The sequence below is a fragment of the Secundilactobacillus odoratitofui DSM 19909 = JCM 15043 genome (genome assembly GCF_001434895.1).
Classification (GTDB): Bacteria; Bacillota; Bacilli; order Lactobacillales; family Lactobacillaceae; genus Secundilactobacillus; species Secundilactobacillus odoratitofui.
This window is the reverse complement of record NZ_AZEE01000028.1, coordinates 499613-522908: the sequence shown is the minus strand read 5'-3', so window position 1 is coordinate 522908 and position 23296 is coordinate 499613. Positions and strand designations below refer to the sequence as shown.

The window sequence follows — 23296 nt, the reverse complement described above, 5'->3', positions numbered from 1 at the left end:
GCCTTTGCCACATAAAAAAGGTGATGATTGGACTTTTCCAATCATCACCTTTTAACGTGCATTTGAATAATTGCAAATGAAGCTTTGCAGCGTGAATGTCGCTTTTGGATAACACCGAACGCTTATTGCACTGCTGTGACTGGCCACTTTTCCCAATCATAGTCCCAAAGTAGCGCCATTGTGCCGGCACCAACGTGAACACCAAGCACTGGCCCAATTTCACTATGGGCGAGCGTGACGTCGGGAAAACTGGCGGCTAAATCGGCAGACCACTGCGCCTGCAACTCGGGATTATTGGCGTCAATAACTGTCAGTCGGAGCGGCATTTGAGCTTGATCGTACACATGCTGAAATTTCTGTTTAATCGCCTGGTAGGCGCGCTTCATTGTGCGTTCTTTTTCGATTGCGACAATGGCAGCTTGATCGTTAAACGTCAGAATGGGTTTGATACGCAATAGGCCGCCGACGATACTGCTCGCGTTTGATAAGCGGCCAGTCCGAACTAGGTGCGATAAATCATCAACGACAAAGTAGGCGTCAATCGTATCACGAAAGGCGGTTAATGCCTTGATGATGGTTTCTGGCGACTCGCCGGCCGCCGCTAATTTACCGGCTAACATCACCAAGTCAGCTTCGCCAGCTGAAGCGATTCGCGAGTCAAACGGGTAAACCGCAATGTTTTTCACACTTGGCAGGAAGTTGACCAAGTTATTGTAGAAACTCGTGATACCGCTTGAAAGGTGGATGCTAATGACAGCGTCATAGCCTTCATCAGCCAATTGATCGTACATAGCCTGCATTTGCCCCAGTGTGACTTGAGTCGTCGTTGGTAACTGAGAATCAGTTTTTAATCGTTGGTAGAAGTCCTCAGTGGTGATCTCCACGTTGTCTAGGTAAGTTTGGCGACCAAAAATAACGGTGATTGGCACAACGTGAATCTGATACTCGTTGACCTGTTGTGGGGTTAAATAACTGGCTGAGTCAGTGACAACAGCGATTTTTTTCATTAAATGACTGCCTCCAAATTCGTAAAAATCGACTGGTTTGAGCATACCAATTCAGTGAAACCCTTACAAGTAAAATCTGACAGCAAGGCGATAAACCACTGATTAAAGTTTATGGCGAAATTTGATGGAGAGGAGTAACCAAACAATTAAACCAATCGACATGGCAACTACCATGACCCAGGCGTTACTGATATTGGCGAAGGGTAGTTTCACGTTCATACCATAAAAGCCGGTCACAATGGTGGGCACGGCCATAGTCAGGGACCAAATTGTCAAAAATTTCATGGTGTCATTTAGATTATTGTTAATAATACTATCAAAGGTACTCGTGATTCGGTCAACAACCTGAGATTCATTTTCGACCATGTGTTGGACCTGGTCAGATTCAATGGAGACATCTTCGAGTAGATCCGTTTCATAACTAGAGGCATTCACGCCAAAATAGGTTCGGGGGATGCGATTAAATAATTCGTTGTTTGACTCAATGGCGCTGTTAAAGAAAGTTAAGGTTTGGCCAAGGTAAGAAAGCGCCATGAGGTTAGAATTTTTAGCATTGCGGTTGAGCATTTTATCCAACTGGTTACGCTGCTTCGTTACAAATTTAACGATTGGGATGTATGAATCCACCAAATCGAAAAGTGATTCAAGGATAAAAGTGGATACGCTGGTTGTTTCCACATCGGTACTGGTTTTTTCAAACGCTTGGCTGACAAAGTTCAGATTGCTTTCATTGAAAGTGAAGAGTAGGCCACGGTGAATTAAAAAGCCGACTGGCCGAGTAATGTAACGCGGTGACTGGGTGTTTTTGAGTTGGTAAGGAACTAAAACAATCATGAGTTGTTGGTTGTTAGCAGGATCGTAAACGTAATTGGCTGTTTCATCCTTATCAGTAACATAAGTAATGATGTCTTCTGTGATACCATGTTCAGCCATCAGGGTTTGCTGTTCCGCTTGGGTCAGGGCTGTTGTTTCAATCCAGTCAAACCCGTTGAGATGTTTCGTTGGTTTAATCATAACTGATTTCCTCCGCATACCGATCATCGGTAATCTTATTAGTTTTAGAATACTATTTACCCAAGTAAAAGCAAGCTATCTCAGCCATGATAATTCCATTAAAATTCAAATGAGAAAGGTTTAATTAAAAGTTTGACATTTTTAGTAAAGTCCAGTAATATAAGTTCTTTAGAAGAGCGAAGCGCCCGTTTTAGTGTCGATTAGGTGCTAAATATGATATGATGTACTTAATAGAAACGTAACGGAAAATAGATACCGTTGGGAGGTGGTTACCGTGCTAAATCGAACGAAAGAATATTTAAAGAGCCGACATTATCGGTATGAAAAGTCCTACATTCGACCACTGATGACACCGGAAAGTGTCTACGTGTTCAAATTTGGGCGAGAGGCGTTAAATAATCGGGTAATCATCCGATACAGTCATACGTGGACTGGTCGGCAACGGATTAACGAAATTGATTTGCGTTTACACAAACAAAAACATCCACGAATTTTCAGAACTGAAGACGAATTACTGGCTTACCTAGAGTCACGTCTACCTCAGCGCGAAAAACGTGAAGACTCAGAGGACGCCAAGTAGCGTTCTCTTTTTGCAGAGTGTCAGAAACGGCGTTTAAGACTCAGAATATAATCTAGTTGCCAGATATTCTGTTTCAAAATATAACAGTAAGAAAACTCAAAGTGCCCTTAAATTTTAAATATAAGTAGGCACACCAACTTATAAGGGAGACTATTCATGGATTGGACAGCAGTAACCGTAAAGACGACTAATGAAGCTGTTGAAGCAGTTAGCAACTTATTAATGGAGCATGGCGCTTCTGGCGTTCAAATTGATGATCAGGCCGATTATGAACAATTTCGGCACGTCGATTGGGCCAGCAAGGGCGAAATTTTAAACGTTGATGAAATTCCACACGTTCAAAGTGGTGCCCACGTGACCGCATATTTTCCGGCTACAGTGTTTGTCCCCGAGATCGTACCTGAAATTAAGCAGCAAGTCGAAGGCCTAACGCAATTCGGTTTGGCGGTTGAACCAGCTGAAGTTGTTACCGATAAAGTTGATGAAACCAATTGGGCCACTGCTTGGCAAAAGTACTATCACCCGGTCCAAGTCACCCGTTTTTTGACGGTGGTACCGAGTTGGGAAGATTATACGCCACAACATGCTGATGAACGGTTGATCGTTTTAGACCCCGGAATGGCTTTTGGAACTGGGACGCATCCAACCACCAAACTTTCCATGCAGGCGCTCGAAATGGTGATTCACGGTGGTGAACGACTCATTGACGTAGGTACGGGTTCAGGTGTCTTAAGTATCGCTGCTAAGCAATTAGGTGTTGGCGATGTGAGAGCCTATGACCTCGATCAAGTTGCGGTTGATTCTGCCCAAAAGAACTTGGCACTAAACCCAGTTGCTAGCACAGTCAAAGTGGCTGCCAATAATTTGTTAACCGGTATTAGCGGCGAAGCTGATATTATTGTCGCTAACATTTTAGCCGAAGTTATTATCCCGTTAATTCCGCAGGCCTGGGCACTGTTACCGGTTCACGGGTATTTTGTGACTTCGGGGATCATCAGTGATAAAGTATCTGATATTTTAGCTGCCCAGCGCCAACAAGGTTTCCGAATTATTCAAACGCTCAAAATGGGTGATTGGTATGGTGTGATTGCCCAAAAACCAGGAGAAGATGACTAAATGCAGCGATATTTTATGGATCAGTCACTCACAGTCGGTGAGACAGTAACCTTACCAAGTTCGGTCGCAAAACATTGGCTTCAAGTTATGCGTGGTGAAGCTGGTGATCAAGCAGAGTTAGTTGACGATACTGAACATTTATTTTTAGGTCAATTGACGACAACTCAAACTGTCACTATTGTACAACCTCTGAGCGCAGACGTTGAACTCCCAGTAAATATCACCATTTTATCTGGATTACCTAAACAAGATAAAGCCGAGTGGATCGTGCAAAAGGCTACTGAGATGGGAGCCTATCGAATTGCTTTTTTCGCCGCCGATTGGTCAATTGCCAAGTGGCAACCGAATAAACAAGCCAAAAAAATTGAACGATTGCAAAAAATTGCCAGGGGAGCGGCGGAACAATCTCATCGGTTACACGTTCCTGAGATTGCCTACTTTGCGACGCTCCAACAAGCTTTGACGCAATTGACTTCAGATCAGTTAGTTGTGGCCTATGAAGAAGCGGCCAAACAGGGTGAAGCAGCGCAATTAATTCAGGTTCTAAAACGCAGTACACCTCATCAAGCCATTAGTGCGGTTTTTGGTCCGGAAGGTGGAATTTCGCCAGCCGAACTAGCCCTCTTAAAAGATCACGGTGCGACGGTGGCCGGACTCGGCCCACGAATTTTGAGAACTGAAACGGCGCCGCTATATTTGCTGGCAGCGGCTTCAACCGTTTGGGAATTGCAGTAGACTGAGCGGAATGATAAAATAATAACCATTCATCTAAATACAAGAGAGTGACGATCATCATGACGATTTTTAAGCGACAAACATGGGGGTATTGGCTCATTGGCGTCCTATTCGGCGTTTGTCTGCCCATCATTTTAAAAGCTATTTCAATCAATCCCTTATGGCACAATGGTATTATTTTTGGCGTTTTTTACGTCATTATTGCCGGGATAATCGGCTATACGCTTAAGCGTAATCAAGGTGGCTGGTGGCTGATGCTTTTATTGCCGGTGTTTTTTACCATTGGCACTTGGTTTGCTGGACCTAAATATGCGATTTATTTTACGGTTGTTTATCTATGCGTCAGTTATTTAACTTATGGATTAAGTAGCACCCGTGTAACTGAGTAAAAATTGAAGGGGGAAATGCTGATGTCAAGAGATCAAACATGGACAGCCGATGACGTGATCAACGCCGTTTCAGCATATATGAACAAAGATCATGTGGCTATCGTTGAAAAAGCGTATCAATTTGCGGCGGTGGCACATCGAGATCAGATTCGCCAATCTGGGGAAGCTTACATCATGCACCCCATTCAAGTTGCCGGTATTTTAGCGAATCTTAAAATGGACCCAACCACAATTGCGGCCGGGTTTTTACACGATATCGTTGAGGATACGGGTGTCACGTTAGACGATGTCCGCGAGTTATTTGGCGACGATGTGGCGATGATCGTTGATGGTGTCACTAAACTTGGCAAAATTAAGTACAAGTCCAACAAACAACGACTAGCTGAAAACCACCGTAAGTTACTTTTAGCGATGTCTAAAGATATCCGGGTTATGATCGTTAAATTGGCTGATCGTTTACACAACATGCGAACGCTGCAGCACTTGCGACCAGATAAGCAACGACGGATTGCTAACGAAACGTTGGAAATTTACGCGCCACTGGCTGACCGGTTGGGGATCAGTACCATTAAATGGGAACTTGAAGATATTTCACTGCGGTATTTAAACCCACAGCAGTACTATCGAATCGTCCACTTAATGAATTCTAGACGAGACCAACGGGAGTCTTACATCGCAGAAGCCATTGGCGATATCGAACGCGCAATTGATGATTTAAACATTAAACCAGAGATTTATGGTCGACCAAAGCACATTTATTCAATTTATCGCAAAATGCGCGATCAACATAAACAGTTTAGCCAAATTTACGATTTATTGGCTATTCGAGTGATTGTGGATAACATTCGGGACTGTTATGCCGTTTTGGGTGCAATTCATACGCAGTGGAAGCCAATGCCTGGTCGCTTTAAGGACTACATTGCGATGCCAAAAGCCAATATGTATCAATCACTTCATACCACGGTGATTGGGCCAGAAGGTCGGCCGCTTGAAGTACAGATTCGGACGGCTGAGATGCACCGCGTCGCTGAATTTGGGGTCGCGGCTCACTGGGCGTATAAGGAAGGCATGACCGATAAGGTTCAAGCCTCCAATACTGGTAACAAGTTAAACTGGTTTAAACAAATTATTGAATTACAAGAAGATACCGATGATGCCGCCGACTTTATGGACAGTGTTAAAGGCGAACTATTTGGCGACCACGTTTACGCGTTTACCCCGAAAGGTGACGTCTTGGAACTGCCAAAGGGTGCAGGCCCATTGGATATGGCTTACTCAATTCATACAGAAGTTGGGAATCATACCACTGGTGCCACCGTAAACGGTAAAATTGTTCCGCTGGATTACGAAGTCAAAAATGGTGACATTGTTGATATTAAGACCTCTTCGAATTCAGCCGGGCCTAATCGTGATTGGTTAAAACTGGTCTCAACTAGACGAGCGCGAAACAAAATCAAACAATTCTTCCGGTTGAAGGATCGCGAGAAAAACATCGAACAGGGTCGTCAAATTATCGAACAGCAATTACGCGAGTTCAAGTTTGATCCTAAGGCCTTGATGACTAAACCACAGCTTCAAAAGGTCGTCGACAAACTGCATTATCAACACATCGATGACTTGTTTGCGGCCGTCGGATTTGGTGATTTACAGCCAGTGGGAGTTGCTAACCGGCTGACTGAAGATGTAAGACACGAACGTGAAGCGCAGCGTCAACGGCAAGAAGAACGCGAATTGTTGGAAGAACACCAGTCAATTACCAGCAGTGATACTGAAAGTGATACGCAACGTAAGCGTAAGCAAAAGCCATCTGAAGGCGTTATCATCGAGGGTGTTGATAATTTGCTCGTGCGCTTAAGTCACTGTTGCGGACCGGTACCTGGTGACAAAATTGTGGGTTACATTACCAAGGGTCGTGGCGTCTCGGTTCACCGCTCGGATTGTCCTAACGTGGCCCATGCGGAAGCTAACGGTGAACGTTTGATTGATGTTCGTTGGGATAATCCAAATGACACCACGGCAATGTACAACGCTGACCTTGAGGTTCAGGGTTATAATCGTAACGGACTCTTAAACGAAGCGTTACGAATCGTCAATAATACGACGAAGCAACTTAACGTGGTAAATGGCCGAGTCGATCACAACAAGATGGTCACGATTTCAATATCGCTAGGGGTTCGTAATGCTGAACAGTTACAACGAATTATTGACAATTTGAAAAACATTCAAGATGTCTACGTCGTTAAACGACCGTTTAGATAGTTAGGTCACATTTTAATAACGATAAAACGGGCCGTGATTTCTTCTTTGGAAATCGCGGCCCGTTTTATTGCAGATGATTTCGCGACTTAAGAACACAGTGAGTCATTCACAAAAACTAGCGGTTCAGCTTAATATCTTGTAGAATAAAATCATCATAACTATCGGAGGGGTTACTCGTGCGAATTGTATTACAGCGTGTTTCAGAAGCACAGGTTTCAATTGACCAGCAAGTCGTTGGTCAAATTAAGCAGGGTTATTTATTACTGGTCGGGGCTGCCGACACGGATGGTGATCAAGAAATTGATTACTTTGTCCATAAAATTAGTCACTTGCGCGTCTTTTCGGATGAGGCCGGCAAAATGAACTTGTCCATTCAAGACATTCAAGGCGAAATTTTATCCGTTTCTCAATTTACACTGTATGCGTCAACTAAGAAGGGCAATCGACCAAGCTTTACCGGTGCGGGTGAGCCGACCCACGCTAAGCAGATTTACGACCGGTTTAATGATAAATTGCGTGAATCCGGTATCACAGTAGCGACTGGTGAATTCGGTGCTGATATGCAAGTTAGCTTAATTAATGACGGTCCAGTGACGATTATTTTTGATAATGACGCACTTTAGGAGGATGGCAATGAAGTATCAAACGTTTTTCTGGGATTTTGATGGGACTTTGTTTGACACGTATCCGGGGATGGTGGCATCGTTTATGGCAGCATTGCAACAGCAACGCGTTTCTGAACTAGAGCTGGACGAAGTTGCCATTTATGAAGTCATGCGACGCCATTCGCTAGGGACTGCGATTCGACAATTTAGTGCCGAGTTTGGCATCAACGCTGATCGCTTGGAACGCGATTATCGCGCAATTGAGGCGACTCATGTGACTGATGCCCAACCATTTGATGGGGTTATCGACTTGCTGACCCAATTAAAAGCCAACGGTGGCCAGCACTTTTTATTAACCCATCGGGATAAAAGCGCAATTGAACGACTTGAAAACGTGGGGATAAAAAAACTGTTCACCGATATTATTACCAGTGAACAGCCATTTCCACGCAAACCAGATCCAGCTTCCTTAAATGCTTTAGTTCAACGTCATCACGTCAGCCTTAAAATGGCCATTATGATTGGTGATCGCAATCTTGACGTTGAAGCCGGTCATCATGCCGGGATGGCAGGCGGCCTGTTTGATCCAGGCCGGTTGATCGACAGTCAACTCAGTCGGCCGGAAATTGACGTGACGAACGTTTCAGGACTCGCAGCCGCTTTACTTGCTGATTAGTAGGCCGTTAAAATTCGATCAACGGCACCGCCGTAACTTTCACCAAATAAGTTCAGGTGTGCGAGTAAGTAGTACAGCTGATACCAGGGTAGCCGGTCTTCGAAACCAGCCGAAATCGGATAGGTGTCATTGTAGCCTTCATAAAATTGAGCATCAAAGCCTCCGAAAACAGTTGTCATGGCGAGGTCAAACTCCCTGTCACCATACAGTACGTCCGGATCAATTAAAGCTGGTCGACCGTCTGCCGTGAACATGACATTACCTGACCATAGATCACCGTGTAAGAGACTGGCGGTTGTGGGATGGTCATTGTAATAAGTTAAAATCGTTTGGCAGAGTCGTGATAAATGACGCTGCCGATTTGGGTTCCATAAGCCATGATCTGACGCGCGCTGAGCTAGGACTTCTAGTCGTTGATGGACGTAAAAATCACCCCAATTTGATTGCCAGGTGTTGATCTTGGGCAGCTTGCCAACAACGTCGTGATCAAAACCGAATTGGTCATGGTGAATCTGATGCACATTGGCGACCATCACGCCCAGATCGTATTGATTGCCGTACCCGCTTTCTAACCAAGAGAGCAGTAAGTAAGCATCGCCATCAATTTCACCTGAAGTGATGACGTCTGGCACTTGCGCCGCTTGAGCTAAGAGATTAAGGCCCTCAATTTCGTGGGTATAAAAATCTACTGCTCGATTTGGCTGAACCAGTAAAAAATAAGTTGTTGTGTTGGTTTCAATTTTAAAGGCCTGATTGATGTCACCGCCACTGACTGGTGTAGCGGTTTGGATTTGATCAATTGGCAGTTTTGCTAACCACGTTTTATCCATTTAACACACTTCCCCTTATTGCAAGTTACTTTGTTTTAAAATAATCAGCTAGGCCATTTGTCACATCTTGCGCCACCCGTTGTTGATAACTGGTACTGGAAATCGCCTTGAAGTCCTTTGATGTGTTGATGTAGCCCATCTCAAGCAACAACGCTGGTCGTAAGTTGTCACGAATGACTTCAAAGTTACCAACCTCTACACCTCGATTGGTTAATGGCAATCCAGTCAGGTGGGCATTGATGGTTTTGGCAAGTTGTAGTGACGTATTACTGTGATAGTAGTAGGTGGTAAACCCAGAGCCTAAATTATCAGCGGGACTGGAATCAAAGTGAAAACTGATGAAGGCATCAGCATGATTGTCAGTTGCTAGTTCTGGCCGAGCACCTAAAGAAACGGATTGATCACCCGTTCGAGTCATGATGACGTGTGCACCACGGGCACGAAGTCGGTTAGCGACACGTTTGGCTAAGGCCAGGGTATAGGTCTTCTCATCATGCTTTTGATCAATCGATAATGCGCCAGAGTCGGAGCCGCCGTGCCCGGGGTCCAAAACAATGGTTGCTTCGGAAAGGTTCGTTGCCGCTTTCAATGAAGTCGATTGATTAATCAGCCAGCTGGCCACCCAGCCGAATTGGTGATCATCGTAGCGAATCTTGTACCAATTATCAGTTTTTTTAACAATGTAGACGGCCTGGCCCTTTTTAAGCGTGGCTTTAGTTCGATAGTTAATATTAGGGCCGGTGCGAACGTTGATGTTGGCTAAAGGCGTTGTCAGTCGATCTTGTCGAACAGTCAAAAAAAGGGTGACTGAAAGTGTTAAGACAACAACCAGGACCAAGGTAAGTTGGGGCCAGTGTTGTTTCAGGTAAGTTTTCAAATTAATTGCCTCTGTCTTAGGTTTTCTAATTATTATAGGTTATTTTTCAAAAAAATTGTAGACCTGTCACAATCCGACCGTGAATTTGGCTTGACTTTTAGGTCAGAACTGAGTAATCTTAAAAATAGTTAAATATTGAAAATACCGATGATAAAGATAAGTAATTAAGCTGTGACTTTCAGAAAGTGGCCGGTTAATGGAAGACCATAGCAGGCAGTTTAATGAAGACACTTTTGAGGTGAATAAGTGATTATTCGTGTCCGACGTTATGGATGAGTAAATTTAAGGTGGTACCGTGCCAAGCACCCTTGTGAAAACAAGGGTGCTTTTTATTTTGAAGCCGGCCGATGATCAGAAAGGAATGTTATATGCGTTATCAAAGACCAAAGGGAACAGCCGATATTTTACCAGGTAAAAGTTCACACTGGCAGTATATCGAAAATGTTGCCCGTGAAGTGTTTAGTAAGTATCGTTTTGAAGAAATCAGAACCCCGTTATTTGAAAACTTTGAAGTCTTTTCGCGGACGTCAGGTGACACTTCTGATATTGTCACGAAAGAAATGTATGATTTTAAAGATAAGGGTGATCGCCACATTAGTTTACGACCTGAAGGCACCGCTGGTGTTGTCCGGGCATTCGTAGAAAATAAACTGTATGGCCCAGAGGTTCAAAAACCCTTCAAGACCTATTATATGGGTCAGATGTACCGTTATGAACGGCCTCAGTCTGGTCGGCTACGGGAATTCCATCAAATTGGGGTGGAAGCGTTTGGCTCAGACGAACCGGCATTGGATGTTGAAGTGATTGCAATGGGGATGGACCTGTTTAAGCACTTTGGGATTCATGACATGCGGTTGGCCATCAATACGTTAGGCGACAAACCATCGCGGGATGCCTATCGCCAAGCATTAATTGATTATTTGGAACCCCACTTCGATGAACTCAGTGAAGATTCTCAGGTTCGACTCCATAAGAACCCATTACGGGTATTGGATAGCAAGGATGAGCAGGATCAAAAGTTTGTCGCGGATGCCCCTTCAATCTTGGATTACTTGACTGACGATGCCAAGGCCCATTTTGAGCAGGTCAAATCACTCTTAACCGCGCTTGGCATCGAGTTTGACGTTGATTCAACCATGGTTCGTGGCTTGGATTACTACAACCACACGATTTTTGAGGTTATGGTTAACTCTAAGGCCTTGGGTCATGGATACACCACGGTGTGTGCCGGTGGTCGTTATAACGGCCTAGTCGAAGAGCTGGGTGGTCCGGAAGTTTCCGGTGTTGGGTTCGGTCTTGGCATGGAACGCTTATTGCTGTTGATGGAAGCGACCGGCGTGTCATTTCCTGAGGAGCACCATTTGGATGCTTACGTGGTTGGTATCGGCGATGAAGCAGATGCCGCAACTTTACAAGTTGTTCAAGCGCTTAGACAGCAAAACTTCTCGGCTGATCGGGATTATTTGGCCCGGAAACCAAAGGCTCAGTTCAAGACGGCGGATCGGCTTAATGCCGCCTACACGTTGACATTAGGTGAAGCCGAATTAGCCGCTCAGACGATTCACGTTAAAAACATGGCGTCTGGTAACGAAGTTTCAGCACCAATAACAGATGTGTTAAATGATTTTACAAAAGTAACCGAAAACATTGACTAAGGGAGAAGACAAAATGAAGCGAACAACATATGCCGGCCTCGTTGATGAACAATATCTTGATCAAGATGTTGTCCTTAAGGGCTGGGTTCAAAAGCGCCGGGATTTAGGTGGCTTAATTTTCATCGATTTACGTGACCGCGAAGGCATTGTCCAATTAGTATTTAGTGAAGAATTTGACAAGGACGCCTTAGCTGTTGCTGATCAGTTACGTAATGAATACGTCATTGAAATTAAAGGCCACGTGGTCGCCAGAGCCGAACGTGAAATTAACGATAAAATGCGGACTGGTAAGATTGAAGTGCGGGTCACTGACATCAACTTGCTCAACAAGGCTAAAAACCCACCATTTTATATTCAAGATGACATTAACGTTTCTGACGAATTGCGATTGAAGTACCGTTACTTAGATTTACGTCGGCCAGAAATGCAGCGTGGGTTGATGATTCGTAATCGCATCACGCAAGCAGTTCACAGTTACTTTGATTCCGAAGGCTTTATTGACATTGAAACGCCTGATTTGACGAAGTCAACGCCTGAAGGTGCCCGTGATTACTTAGTGCCTTCACGTGTTTACCCTGGTCATTTTTACGCCTTACCACAATCACCACAACTGTTTAAACAACTGTTAATGGGTGCTGGCTTCGACCGTTACTACCAGATTGCCCGTTGTTTCCGTGACGAAGATTTGCGTGGGGACCGTCAACCTGAATTTACCCAAATCGATATGGAAACGTCATTCCTTGATGCTGAAGAAATTCAAGACCTCACTGAAGGCTTGATTGCTAAAGTTATGAAGGAAACCCTTGATGTCGACGTTAAGTTACCATTTGAACGGCTTGACTGGGATGAATCAATGGCGCGCTTCGGGACAGATCAACCTGACGTTCGCTTTGGGATGGAACTGAAGGACTTGGGTGACTTAGTTGATAACCTCGGCTTTAACGTCTTTAACAACGTTTTAGCTGATGGTGGTCAAGTTAAGGCGATTGCCGTACCAGGAGGCGCTGATAAGTATTCACGCAAAGACATTGATAAGTTTGTTGAACACATTGATCGTTTCGGTGCCAAAGGTTTGCCTTGGTTGAAGGTGACTGAGGATAACTTTACCGGACCAATCGCGAAGTTCTTCAAGGACAATGCTGAATTATACAAAGCAATTACTGAACGAACTGGTGCTAAGCCAGGCGACATGCTCTTGTTTGCTTGTGATTCAAAGCGAGTCGTTGCCCAAACCCTTGATTACTTGCGTCGAACGATTGCGGAGGAACTTGGGTTGATCGATGAATCCAAGTTTGCCTTCCTCTGGGTCGTTAACTGGCCACTCTTTGACTACGACGTAGATTTGAAGCGTTGGGTACCAGCTCACCATCCATTTACGATGCCTAAAGCTGGTGACGAACACTACTTGGATGAGGGTGAAGACCCACACCAAGCCTATGCACAAAGTTACGACATCATTTTGAATGGTCTCGAACTAGGTGGTGGTTCAATCCGGATCCACACCCGCGAACTTCAAATGAAGATGTTAAAGGCGCTTGGCTTTACCAAAGAACGGGCCGAAGATCAGTTTGGCTACCTGCTAAATGCGTTAGACTATGGTTTTCCACCTCATGGCGGTTTAGCAATCGGCTTGGATCGGTTTGCCCGTTTACTCGCTAAACGCGGTAACATTCGTGACGTGATTGCCTTCCCTAAGAACTCAAAGGCGGTTGAACCATTAACCTCAGCACCAACGACTGTTTCAGACAAACAATTGACTGACTTGAATTTGTTTGTGACGCAGCCAGAAGATGATGAAAAATGATTTCAAAATGAATCCTGAGTCTTAATTTAAAAAACGCCCAAATTTCTAATTAAGGAAATTTGGGCGTTTTTTAGTCCGATAATTTAATTTACCCGGCCGTTCGTTTATCCATAAAACCGCGGCGACAGGTTAGTATCGATCTTTATTTAATGGCTTTTTGATCCGTTTCTGGTCCCCAGACCTGAATCACAATCGCCGCGATGATGGCGATGGCGGCAATGCCATAATATAAAAACGATGGCGAAGCGGCCGTAATGATGAAAGCAACCACTGTGGGCATCAACACGTTGAGTAGTTTTGAAATCCCATTTGCAATGCCAGCCCCTCTGAATCGATGACTGGTTTCGAAGAGTTCATTCGTATAGATACTAACTACGGTGGCAACTAAGATATATAGTGTTACAGTCAGGAGAAAACCGTTGATCAAGATACCAATGGTGGTTGTCTCATATGCGTATGCAACGCCCAAAATGGCGACTGCCAGAAAACCGAATAAAATCACTTTCTTACGACCAGTTCGATCAGCGAGAAAGGCACCAATTGCGGATCCGATTGGGGCGCCTAACATCATGATTGCTGAGAAACCAATGGAACTGACGATGTTAATACCACGCTTCAATAGCAACGTTGGCACCCAACTTGTAAACGTATATTGACATAGCAGTGTTGCACTGACTGCGATAATGGCGATGAATAAACCCTTACCAAAGCTGAGGTGACTGGTGGGTTGGCCTGATTGTTCTTGTGAACGTGTTTCTTCATACAAGCCACGTGAGGTTAACTGTTTGATAATGGTGTTGGCTTCCTCGGTCCGTCCCTTAGCAAGTAACCAACGAGGAGATTCTGGGAAGTGACGGCGAGCAAACCAAAGTAGAATCGCTAGTGCACCGAGTAAGAGAAACATTGAGCGCCAGCCAAACTTTGGAATCATGAAGGTCGCAATTAACAGCGTAAGGGGGGCACCGCTGTTGGCCACAATGGCGGTCATGCCTGACCAATGGCCCCGGCGTTTGATTGGTGCAAATTCGTTGACGATGGCGTAACTGGTCACAATTTCGGCGCCAAGACCGGTGGCTGCGAATAAGCGGAAAATGGTCAGAATTAAAATGTTGGGTGCAATAGCTGACAATAACGTGAATGCACCAAAAAGTAACAGATTATATTGGTAAGCTTTTTTCCGGCCGTAAAAGTCGCCAATGTAACCAGCAAGCAGTGATCCTAAAAATAAACCTAAGAAGCCGCTTGAAAGAAATAATGATCCGGCCTGAATACTCGCGAAACCGGAGGCGACCATGGCGCCGTTAATCGCACTGGCAATGTAAACGTCCGCAGCGTCCAACATGATGCCGGCGCCGGCTAAGAGGAAGACTTTATAAAATAGGGGCGTTTCGCGTGCTGCGTTAAGCTGTGATTCTAATCCGAGTGAATTTGCTGCCATAAATAGGACTCCAATCTATTAATTGTATGTATGAATCTAATCAGTGAGATACTGTGCCATTTTTTCGGGTGCGTACGTTGCATCCCGCGCATTCACTTCGTCTAACCCTACAAACTCATTAAATTTGGGGAAGGTAATCATCTGAGATTTGTACGCCTTGGTTGTCCCATCACGTTGGAGGGTTTTGACCAATTGTTCTTCAGCATAGGTTTGCGTGTACGTCATGGCGTTGGGATGGACAACGATATTAAAGCCGAGTCGTTCCAAATCTTCGGTTTTAGTCAGCGGTGTTTTGCCATCTTCAATCATGTTGGCCATCATTGGTGTGTTTGGGAAGGCTTCATGAATCGTTTCCAATTCGGCTGAGCTTTGTGGCGCTTCGATAAAAATCAAATCTGCTCCAGCGGCTTTGTACCGTTTACTACGTTCAATCGCGTCGTCTAGGCCGTAGACTGCTCGTGCATCAGTACGGGACATAATCAAAAAATCATCGTGCTGCCGAGCTGCCTTGGCAGCTCGAATTTTAGCTTCCAAGACTTCGGTTGGTTCGACTTTTTTACCATCCATGTGGCCGCAACGCTTAGGCCAAACTTGATCTTCGATGAAAATCCCCGCAGCACCAATTGCTTCATAACTTTCGACGGTCCGTTTGACGTTTGCGAGATCACCATAGCCGGTGTCAGCATCAGCAAATACCGGAATATCAACCGCATTAATAATTTCACGACACCGCTCAATGGCCATGCCAAAATCACTAATCCCTCGATCTGGCATCGCGAGTGCGGATGCGCTGGTGGCGTAACCAGCGCTAAACACGGCCTGAGCACCACAAGATTGGGCAATTTTAGCCGCTAAAGCATCGGGCGCCACCATCATTCGAACAATGTGGCCACTTAATACCATTTTTTGAAATTGTTGTCGTATTCGATCATTTTTTAGCATATTCAAAGACTTCCTTTGTAAGTGTTTTCAGAGCTGATTCGCGTGCCGACTGAGCTTGCATTGCAAGGTAGCCATCGTCCAGCCATCCAGCTAAACCAGCAATGGCGGGTTGCGATGATTGATAAGTGGCTAGAATCGGCAGTTCAGGCTGTTGAGCAAGAATTGAGTTGAGCTGTTCTGGTTGACAGTGGGCCAACACAATGGCATCGGCACCAGCATTACTAGCATAGTGAATTCGTTTTAATAATCCGTCGATACCGTAACTCGTAATGCCTTCTAATTTCAGCCAAACTTCCGTGTTGGGGTTATCCAAACCGTCAATGGCAGCTCTGAGCTTGCCAATTAAATCAGCTGGTGTTGTGGTAGCGGGATCCTTGGTGGAGTGAGCCGGATATTTTTGATCATTAAGCAGTAAAATATCGGCGCCACTGCGCTCAAGTTCTTGAGCGGCATAGTAAGTGTTGAGCGGGCTCCCAAACCCAGATTGCAAATCTGCAATCAACCTAGTCGTTTTCTTTAGACTCATGTCACGACAGAATTTGGCATATTCTGATAAGGAAAGTAATCCCTGATTGTCCTCAGCTAGTAGTGTCTGGGTCGTTAAAGTGCCATCGAGTAAGATGGCGGGGAATGCTTGAGTGCTAAGTAGTTTAAAACTGTTGCCATCGCCGGCTGCAGGAATAATAGTTCCTGTTGCTTGGGCTTGCGAGTCAAATAATGTCAATGAAAAGACCTCCTAAAATAATATTAAAAATGAAAAGCGCCCTTCGAAATAAATCGAAGGGCGCAAAAGCAATGCACGGTACCACCTTGAGATGTTGCAACGAGTGCAACCTTAGCGAGCACGACAATAGTCGGATTCGCTGGCCTTGATAATGGGGGCACCCAATGAACACTCAAAATTCGCATTCATAGCTCTGAGCCTACTTTCGATAATCATTTTTATTCGTTTACACCAACCACGAATTCTCTGAAAGAAATAATTGTCTAATCTTGCTCTTCATTGCTTTTAATTATTTTTTAATTTAAAAGTATCTTAATCGGATTTTCATGATTTGTAAAGCCCTATTTTGAAAAATTTTTTCTAACGCACGTTATGTGGTCAAACTTATAACTTGTGGCCTACTATTATTGGCCGTATAATAAACACATTAATTTTAGAGGTGAAATATATGAGTGAACAACGAGAAACAGCAATTTTTGCGGGTGGGTGTTTTTGGTGCATGGTCAAACCGTTTGATACTCAACCAGGTATCGACCAAGTGATTTCGGGATACACTGGTGGACACGTTGCCAATCCAACTTACGATCAAGTAAAACGGCACGAAACGGGTCATACAGAAGCTGTAAAGATTATTTTCGACCCCGAAATCATGTCCTACGAAAAGCTAGTTTCGATTTACTGGCAACAAACTGATCCAACGGATGCAATGGGGCAGTTTCAAGATCGTGGTGATAACTACCGTCCCGTGATTTTTGTTAAGGACGATAACCAGCGCCAAATTGCAGAAAAGTCGAAACAGGCTCTAATTGATTCTGGCAAATTTGATCAGCCAATCGTGACTCAAATTGAAGACGTCAAACCATTTTATGAGGCTGAAGAAGAACATCAGGACTTTTATCATAAGGATCCAGCGCGGTTTGCACTGGAAGAGTCTGGTGGTCGAGAGGAATTTGTTAAAAAACACTGGCAGAAACCGGTATCAAAATAAGGGTTTGTAGAGAAATCTTATTTTACCAACATCACAATGGTGGTTGTGCTAGGATGGATATGAAACAGAAGTTATTCGGTGTTTCGTGAGATCTGACGAGCGATAACGATTCGAGTCAGAACTTTGGAACTCGCCGCAACTTAATGAGCTGTGACGAAAATTGCCATGATGTTTGATCAGGGTACACCTTGATTGAGCGAATTAACTTCAAACTCCGATTAAATGAATGAGAGAGGGCTATTATGGACGATGTACAGCGTTTGATTAAACGCCACCAATCAATCGGTAAAATCTCGACCGCCTTTATTTATGGCATCCTAGTTTCAATCGCAATGAACTTTTTTTGGACGCCGGGACATATTTATTCGTCTGGCATCACGGGCCTGGCACAACTTGTGACGACGTTATCTGAACGACATTTGCCCTTTGTGGTATCCACCGCGTTAGGCTTGTTTCTTTTGAACGTGCCACTATTTATTCTTGCATGGCGGCAAATCAGCCATAATTTTACCGTTTATACCGTTATTGCCGTTTTTTTGGCAAGTTTGATGATTAAATTATTGCATCCAGTTCATTTGACAACGGACCCAATTATTTGTGCGCTATTTGGTGGGGCCGTTAATGGTTTTGGTACTGGGTTGGCGTTAAAAAATGGCATCTCAACGGGTGGCCTTGATATTTTGGGAATTGTCATTCGACGTAAGACAGGCCGTTCGATTGGTACGATTAACATTGCCTTTAACTCCCTAATTATTATTGCGGCTGGTTTCTTATACGGCTGGCCATACGCGTTTTATTCTGCCATTGGTCTAGTTGTGAATGCCCGGGTCATGGACATGACGTATACCCGCCAGCAATTGATGCAAGTCATGATTATCACTGACCGACCAAAAACGGTGATCGATTCGATTCAAAATCACATTCGGCGGGGTATCACCATTGTCCATGATGCCGAAGGGGCATATCACCACGACACTAAGACGATTTTGTTCACGGTCATCTCACGCTATGAAATGAGTGATTTAGAAGAAGCAATGGATGAAGCAGACTCACATGCTTTTGTAAGTGTGTCTGAAATTTACAAAGTTCTTGGTCATTTTTATGAACCCAAACTTTAAGTCAAATGATGCTTTTTAAACGAAGTGTTGCCAGAAGTATTTGGCACACTTCGTTTTGTTTGTTATTCAAGTGCCGGATTAATTGCTGATAGGATGGAAAGGGTGACGACTTATTAAATTCGTCTTAAAGGCCTCGCCAGTGATTATGAATGTGGTATAATACTACGTTGTGCGCCACAAACCCCATTGAATATGAGCCTTGTGGCGCAGGAGAATGTTATAGAATTGGTGGTTGGTTGTGAAAGTAATTTATATTTGGCTTGTGCGTTTGTTGTCCTGGTGCCACTATTTTGACCTCGCCAAGACGCGGCCAGTGATTTATCTCATGAGCTTTGGTAATAACCTCAAGTTTATTTTAGCGTTGGCGAAATCGCTACCAGCGCAGCAACAACTGGTCGTTTACTACCGACCAGCTGTTGAAGTTGCTGCAACGCAGCTTGCCGCCTATGGTATTACGGTGAAACCATTCCGAGATAACCTACATTTCGTTTTCGAAGATGTGCCGGTGTTAATGCGGTCACACTTGATTTTTTGTGATAATTATTACGCCTTCTTGGGTGGCTTGAAACACCCAAGACATTGTCGAATCGTGCAGTTATGGCACGCAAATGGGGCAATTAAACGATTTGGCTGGGGTGACCCTAAGACGAAGCAACGGTCGGCCGCTGATCAACGTCGCTTTCAGCATGTTTATGATCATTTTGATGATTATGTCGTTGCTTCTGATGCAATGGGGACCGTTTTTCAAGAAAGTTATCGGGTTCCGCGTTCGCGCATGAAGTTGCTCGGTTACCCGCGGTCAGATCGATTCTTCTCAAAAACTTGGCAAGCCGCTGCACTGGCTAGAATTAATCGCTTGGCACCTGGACTTTCGGACCATCGTGTGATTTTGTATGCGCCGACTTACCGAGATTCGATGACGTTTGAACTCACCCCGGAATTAAAGCAGGCTTTGGTGGCTGATCCGGATGCAATCGTGGTTATCAAGTTACACCCGCTTTTGCAAAAGTATGAACAACAATTTAGTGCCACTACGACACATCAAGTACGCTTTTATCCGCAATTATCGACGACCGATTTGTTAATGGTGACAGAAACGTTAATCACTGACTACTCATCGATTGCCTTTGATTATAGTTTATTACCAAATGCACATAGTTTATTATTTTACATGGCTGATTTGCCGGAGTACGAACGGAATCCGGGCATTCAACCCCATTTTCTACAATGGTTGCCAACGCCACCATTACAGACTGCCGCAGCTTTAGAGACTGCAATTCTTGCAGATCAAAAAACTGACTTTACCAAGTTTAACCGTCACTGGAATACCTATAACGACGGACAAGCTACTAAACGAGTGGTTGAATATTACTGCCATTATCTCAACGGGTAATGGTGTGAAGGAGTGTTAACCTTTGAAAGAGGTCATAACCTTATTTAAGGAACAATTTGAGAGTTTGGGCATTATTTTTCGAATTTCGAGTTATGAAGATCGGGCAAGTTATCAGAGCCATTACTTAGGTTTAGTGTGGGAATACTTGTATCCTCTGATTCAAATTAGTATTTATTGGTTGGTGTTTGGTGTTGGACTTAAACACGGTCAAAACAGTGGTGTTGATTATTTGCCTTGGATGGTGATTGGGATCACACCCTGGTTCTTCATGAATCGAGCAACTTTGGACGCCTCTAAATCAATTTACCAGCGTGCTGGGATGGTGTCTAAGATGAAGTTTCCAGTGTCGGCGCTACCAACGATCAAGATTGTGTCCAACTTAAGTTCGTTTTGGACGATGTTGGTGGTTTCGGTAATCGTTGGCCTGCTATACGGTATTCGACCAAGCGTTTATTGGTTTGAATCCATTTATTACTTTTTCTGTATGATTATGTTCCTGTTAGCCTTTGGCATTTTTAACTCAGCGGTGTCAATTCTAATTCGAGACTACCACGTGCTGTTGCAGTCAGTGATGCGGATGTTATTTTATATTTCTGGTGTCCTGTTTAACTTTGAGACCGGTGCCTTTCCACCAACTGTGACCCGCCTGTTACAATTGAATCCATTTTTCTACGTGGTTTCCGGTTTTCGTGAATCAATGCTTGGTCAAGGGTGGTTCTGGCAGCGACCAGTGCTCACAATAGAATTTTGGCTATTCGTTTTGTTCTTCTTGTTAGTGGGCTCTCACCTGCACTACAAGTTCCGTTCGAGATTCGTGGATTTAATTTAGCTGATTGCTTTTTGGCGGCAGCACCATATAATAGTAATTAAACAAACTAAAGGAGGAATTACGATGACCATGACTGGATTAAAAAACCAGGTCATTAAGGGTCTTAAAATCGTGATTCGCTATGGACTCATCGTGATAAACGATGGGTTTATTTGTTTCCCGACCAAAAAAGATCTGATCGTCTTCGAGAGTTTCAACGGCAATGACGTTAATGATAATCCGGCTGCCATCTACCGGGCGTTGATCACTCAAAAACCGGAGCTGGCTCACACCGCATATTTCGGTGTAAAGCCACGCCTTTATCGGCAACTTCATGCCAAGTATCCTGACATTAAATTGGTCAAACGCTTTTCACTCAAATGGGTGTGGCTAATGGCGCATGCCAAGTATTGGGTGAATAATTCAAGAATGCCTAACTGGTGGCGTAAAAACCGCCAGACTGTTTATATTCAGACTTGGCATGGTACGCCACTGAAGCACCTTGGCGTTGATATTGAGCACGTTGCCATTCCGGGAACACGGACACAGGATTATTATCGGCAATTTACACAGGAAGCAGCCCGTTGGCGTTATCTGATTGCGCCAAATGATTATTCGGAGCAGATTTTTAAATCAGCATTCCAGTTTCAAAACCAGTTTTTAGAGATTGGCTACCCTAGAAATGACGTGTTATATCATCAAAATAAACCTGAAGTCATTGCCCAATTAAAACAACAGTTGGTTGGTGATGCGACTACTACCGTGGTGACTTACGCGCCGACTTGGCGTGACGATGATGCGATTAAAACAGGGCAGTATCATTTCAAATTACCGTTTGACTTGGGGCACTTCTTTGAGCAGGTAGATGAACAGACCATATTAGTGATTCGCCCGCATTATTTGGTGAAAGACCGAATCGACATTGCCGGATATGAATCGCGGGTTAAAATACTAGCTGATGAAGATATTTCGAATTTATATTTAATAACCGATCTACTCATCACTGACTATTCCTCGGTGATGTTTGATTTTGCTAATTTAAAACGGCCAATGCTATTTTATGCGTATGACTTAGAGCACTATCGTGACCAATTACGGGGATTTTACTTCGATTATCAGGCTGAAATCCCAGGACCGCTGGCCACTAATGAAAATCAACTGCTCGCAAACCTCAAAGCATTCCAGCAAACTGGGACCTTTGGCGATTTTCATGAACGTTTGGTACAATTTAATCAAAAGTACTGTCGTTGGGAAGATGGTACTGCTTCTCAACAAGTCGCTGATTTGATTTTAGGAGGAATTGCAAAATGACGTTTTTAATCGGTTCACACGTCAGTATGAAGGGTAAGGACATGTTGTTGGGGTCGGCTAAAGAAGCGGCTGGGTATGGCGAAAACGTGTTTATGGTCTATACTGGGGCACCGCAAAACACGAGACGTAAACCCATTGATGAGTTAAATATCGAAGCCGGTCAGGCGTACATGGCGGAACATGGTCTGCAACAAATCGTGGTGCACGCGCCATACGTCGTCAATTTGGGCAATACCATCAAGCCTGAAAACTATCCCTTTGCTGTTCAATTTCTACGTGAAGAAGTTAAGCGAGCTCAGGCAATTGGTGCAAGTCAAATCGTGCTGCACCCGGGGGCACATGTGGGTGCCGGTCCAGACGCAGCCATTGCTCAAATTGCAAAAGGACTTAACGAAATTATTACCCCAGATCAAACCGTCAAAATTGCCCTGGAAACTATGGCTGGTAAGGGAACTGAGGTAGGTATCACTTTTGAACAGCTGGCGCAAATCATTGATCAGGTTAACGATAATGATAAGCTATCAGTCTGTTTTGATACGTGTCACACGAGCGATGCCGGCTATAATATTGCTGGTGATTTTGATGGTGTCCTGAAAACGTTCGATGATGTGATTGGCTTAGATCGAATGGGTGTGATTCACTTGAACGATTCCAAAAATCCAATGGGTAGTCATAAGGACCGCCACGAACTGCTCGGTAAGGGTACGATTGGCTTTGAAGCGCTAAACGCTGTTGCTCACCACCCAGCCTTGACGAAGGTACCCAAAGTGATGGAAACACCGTGGGTTGCTGTTGATAAAAAACATAAGCTGGCACCCTATGGTTATGAGGTTGAGATGTTGAAGCAACAGCGCTTTGATCCGCAAATTGAGGAAAAAGTGCTTGCTCAGGCGCCATTTGATGCGACCCTTGGTTTTGATGAGTAATTCTTAGTTACTTAAACGTTTTTGAAAATGTGAATGAACCTGAGTCAACGGATGATAATCCGCTTCAAAAAAGACGCTTGCCAAAATTCGGCAAGCGTCTT

Annotated in this window: 22 protein-coding genes and 1 other annotated feature; of the genes, 15 read left to right on the top strand and 7 right to left on the bottom strand. The window is 44.3% G+C overall.

Translation table 11 applies throughout. The features are described 5' to 3' along the window. Positions 1-122: 122 nt before the first annotated feature. Both FD04_RS07430 and FD04_RS07425 read right to left on the bottom strand, forming a co-directional pair. Positions 123-1007, bottom strand: coding sequence for a DegV family protein (locus FD04_RS07430; protein WP_056948001.1), 885 nt, complete (start codon positions 1005-1007; stop codon positions 123-125). Between the two features lie 102 nt (positions 1008-1109). Next, entirely contained in the window at positions 1110-2021 is a 912-nt protein-coding gene (locus FD04_RS07425; protein WP_056947999.1) for a magnesium transporter CorA family protein, read from the bottom strand. A 265-nt stretch (positions 2022-2286) separates the two neighbouring features. Between FD04_RS07425 and FD04_RS07420 the strand changes: the two genes are divergently transcribed. From FD04_RS07420 to FD04_RS07390, 7 genes are all read left to right on the top strand, one after another. Beyond that, the gene (locus FD04_RS07420; RefSeq protein WP_054701052.1) at positions 2287-2601 is read left to right on the top strand and encodes a hypothetical protein; all 315 of its coding nucleotides are present in this window, start codon (positions 2287-2289) and stop codon (positions 2599-2601) included. Positions 2602-2757: 156 nt separating this feature from the next. Beyond that, positions 2758-3717 carry a 50S ribosomal protein L11 methyltransferase gene (prmA, locus tag FD04_RS07415; RefSeq protein WP_056947997.1) on the top strand — a complete coding sequence of 320 codons (960 nt, stop codon included), beginning with the start codon at positions 2758-2760 and terminating at the stop codon, positions 3715-3717. Further along, positions 3718-4452 carry a 16S rRNA (uracil(1498)-N(3))-methyltransferase gene (locus FD04_RS07410; RefSeq protein ID WP_056947995.1) on the top strand — a complete coding sequence of 245 codons (735 nt, stop codon included), beginning with the start codon at positions 3718-3720 and terminating at the stop codon, positions 4450-4452. A 59-nt stretch (positions 4453-4511) separates the two neighbouring features. Continuing rightward, the gene (locus FD04_RS07405; protein WP_056947993.1) at positions 4512-4841 is read left to right on the top strand and encodes a hypothetical protein; all 330 of its coding nucleotides are present in this window, start codon (positions 4512-4514) and stop codon (positions 4839-4841) included. 21 nt (positions 4842-4862) lie between these two features. Next, positions 4863-7100, top strand: coding sequence for a RelA/SpoT family protein (locus FD04_RS07400; protein WP_056947991.1), 2238 nt, complete (start codon positions 4863-4865; stop codon positions 7098-7100). A gap of 176 nt (positions 7101-7276) precedes the next feature. Further along, the gene (gene dtd / locus FD04_RS07395) at positions 7277-7723 is read left to right on the top strand and encodes a D-aminoacyl-tRNA deacylase (protein WP_054701049.1); all 447 of its coding nucleotides are present in this window, start codon (positions 7277-7279) and stop codon (positions 7721-7723) included. 10 nt (positions 7724-7733) lie between these two features. Then, complete coding sequence (locus tag FD04_RS07390) at positions 7734-8381, top strand: HAD-IA family hydrolase (RefSeq protein WP_054701046.1); 648 nt, start codon at positions 7734-7736, stop codon at positions 8379-8381. On the opposite strand, the gene FD04_RS07385 is transcribed toward FD04_RS07390, so the two are convergent. Both FD04_RS07385 and FD04_RS07380 read right to left on the bottom strand, forming a co-directional pair. Continuing rightward, positions 8378-9211 carry a fructosamine kinase family protein gene (locus FD04_RS07385; RefSeq protein WP_054701043.1) on the bottom strand — a complete coding sequence of 278 codons (834 nt, stop codon included), beginning with the start codon at positions 9209-9211 and terminating at the stop codon, positions 8378-8380. The two genes, FD04_RS07390 and FD04_RS07385, sit on opposite strands and share 4 nt — an antisense overlap. A 25-nt stretch (positions 9212-9236) precedes the next feature. Then, on the bottom strand, positions 9237-10088 hold the full coding sequence (locus tag FD04_RS07380) for an N-acetylmuramoyl-L-alanine amidase family protein (protein WP_235805667.1): 852 nt from the start codon (positions 10086-10088) through the stop codon (positions 9237-9239). A gap of 368 nt (positions 10089-10456) precedes the next feature. Here FD04_RS07380 and hisS point away from each other — a divergent pair, with 368 nt between their 5' ends. Together hisS and aspS are read left to right on the top strand one after the other, a co-directional pair. Next, positions 10457-11743, top strand: a complete 1287-nt coding sequence (gene hisS / locus FD04_RS07375; protein WP_054701040.1) for a histidine--tRNA ligase — start codon at positions 10457-10459, stop codon at positions 11741-11743. 13 nt (positions 11744-11756) lie between these two features. After that, positions 11757-13547 (top strand): aspartate--tRNA ligase, encoded by a 1791-nt coding sequence (gene aspS, locus FD04_RS07370; protein ID WP_054701037.1) that lies wholly within the window; start codon positions 11757-11759, stop codon positions 13545-13547. 142 nt (positions 13548-13689) lie between these two features. Here aspS and FD04_RS07365 read toward each other — a convergent pair whose 3' ends face one another. Genes FD04_RS07365 through FD04_RS07355 form a run of 3 tightly spaced genes read right to left on the bottom strand, consistent with a single transcriptional unit; the run spans position 13690 to position 16651 of the window. Further along, complete coding sequence (locus FD04_RS07365) at positions 13690-14985, bottom strand: MFS transporter (protein WP_054701034.1); 1296 nt, start codon at positions 14983-14985, stop codon at positions 13690-13692. A 36-nt stretch (positions 14986-15021) separates the two neighbouring features. Next, entirely contained in the window at positions 15022-15927 is a 906-nt protein-coding gene (locus FD04_RS07360; RefSeq protein WP_056947989.1) for an isocitrate lyase/PEP mutase family protein, read from the bottom strand. Further along, on the bottom strand, positions 15914-16651 hold the full coding sequence (locus FD04_RS07355; protein WP_054701031.1) for an isocitrate lyase/phosphoenolpyruvate mutase family protein: 738 nt from the start codon (positions 16649-16651) through the stop codon (positions 15914-15916). The genes FD04_RS07360 and FD04_RS07355 overlap by 14 nt, the downstream gene beginning before the upstream one ends. A 53-nt stretch (positions 16652-16704) precedes the next feature. Further along, positions 16705-16940: a binding site (T-box leader), on the bottom strand. Between the two features lie 159 nt (positions 16941-17099). Between FD04_RS07355 and msrA the strand changes: the two genes are divergently transcribed. The 6 genes from msrA (at position 17100) to FD04_RS07325 (ending at position 23195) form a co-directional block, all read left to right on the top strand. Then, on the top strand, positions 17100-17639 hold the full coding sequence (msrA, locus tag FD04_RS07350; RefSeq protein WP_054701025.1) for a peptide-methionine (S)-S-oxide reductase MsrA: 540 nt from the start codon (positions 17100-17102) through the stop codon (positions 17637-17639). Between the two features lie 242 nt (positions 17640-17881). Then, complete coding sequence (locus tag FD04_RS07345; RefSeq protein WP_056947987.1) at positions 17882-18757, top strand: YitT family protein; 876 nt, start codon at positions 17882-17884, stop codon at positions 18755-18757. 238 nt (positions 18758-18995) lie between these two features. Then, positions 18996-20150, top strand: a complete 1155-nt coding sequence (locus tag FD04_RS07340; protein ID WP_056947985.1) for a CDP-glycerol glycerophosphotransferase family protein — start codon at positions 18996-18998, stop codon at positions 20148-20150. A gap of 22 nt (positions 20151-20172) precedes the next feature. Further along, positions 20173-20979, top strand: a complete 807-nt coding sequence (locus FD04_RS07335) for an ABC transporter permease (RefSeq protein ID WP_054701022.1) — start codon at positions 20173-20175, stop codon at positions 20977-20979. A 69-nt stretch (positions 20980-21048) separates the two neighbouring features. Then, a complete protein-coding gene (locus FD04_RS07330) occupies positions 21049-22269 on the top strand; it encodes a CDP-glycerol glycerophosphotransferase family protein (protein ID WP_056948217.1) in 1221 nt (406 codons plus the stop codon). Beyond that, on the top strand, positions 22266-23195 hold the full coding sequence (locus FD04_RS07325) for a deoxyribonuclease IV (protein WP_054701020.1): 930 nt from the start codon (positions 22266-22268) through the stop codon (positions 23193-23195). Before FD04_RS07330 ends, FD04_RS07325 begins: the two co-directional genes overlap by 4 nt. The last annotated feature ends 101 nt before the right edge of the window (positions 23196-23296 follow it).

Excerpts from the sequence above, each read along its gene's own strand:
- prmA (WP_056947997.1), top strand. The coding sequence starts at position 2,758 with ATGGATTGGACAGCAGTAACCGTAAAGACGACTAATGAAGCTGTTGAA.
- FD04_RS07410 (WP_056947995.1), top strand. The coding sequence starts at position 3,718 with ATGCAGCGATATTTTATGGATCAGTCACTCACAGTCGGTGAGACAGTA.
- FD04_RS07430 (WP_056948001.1), bottom strand. The coding sequence starts at position 1,007 with ATGAAAAAAATCGCTGTTGTCACTGACTCAGCCAGTTATTTAACCCCA.
- FD04_RS07425 (WP_056947999.1), bottom strand. The coding sequence starts at position 2,021 with ATGATTAAACCAACGAAACATCTCAACGGGTTTGACTGGATTGAAACA.
- msrA (WP_054701025.1), top strand. The coding sequence starts at position 17,100 with ATGAGTGAACAACGAGAAACAGCAATTTTTGCGGGTGGGTGTTTTTGG.
- FD04_RS07405 (WP_056947993.1), top strand. The coding sequence starts at position 4,512 with ATGACGATTTTTAAGCGACAAACATGGGGGTATTGGCTCATTGGCGTC.
- FD04_RS07365 (WP_054701034.1), bottom strand. The coding sequence starts at position 14,985 with ATGGCAGCAAATTCACTCGGATTAGAATCACAGCTTAACGCAGCACGC.
- FD04_RS07330 (WP_056948217.1), top strand. The coding sequence starts at position 21,049 with ATGACTGGATTAAAAAACCAGGTCATTAAGGGTCTTAAAATCGTGATT.
- FD04_RS07390 (WP_054701046.1), top strand. The coding sequence starts at position 7,734 with ATGAAGTATCAAACGTTTTTCTGGGATTTTGATGGGACTTTGTTTGAC.
- hisS (WP_054701040.1), top strand. The coding sequence starts at position 10,457 with ATGCGTTATCAAAGACCAAAGGGAACAGCCGATATTTTACCAGGTAAA.
- aspS (WP_054701037.1), top strand. The coding sequence starts at position 11,757 with ATGAAGCGAACAACATATGCCGGCCTCGTTGATGAACAATATCTTGAT.
- FD04_RS07345 (WP_056947987.1), top strand. The coding sequence starts at position 17,882 with ATGGACGATGTACAGCGTTTGATTAAACGCCACCAATCAATCGGTAAA.
- FD04_RS07385 (WP_054701043.1), bottom strand. The coding sequence starts at position 9,211 with ATGGATAAAACGTGGTTAGCAAAACTGCCAATTGATCAAATCCAAACC.
- FD04_RS07400 (WP_056947991.1), top strand. The coding sequence starts at position 4,863 with ATGTCAAGAGATCAAACATGGACAGCCGATGACGTGATCAACGCCGTT.
- FD04_RS07325 (WP_054701020.1), top strand. The coding sequence starts at position 22,266 with ATGACGTTTTTAATCGGTTCACACGTCAGTATGAAGGGTAAGGACATG.
- FD04_RS07360 (WP_056947989.1), bottom strand. The coding sequence starts at position 15,927 with ATGCTAAAAAATGATCGAATACGACAACAATTTCAAAAAATGGTATTA.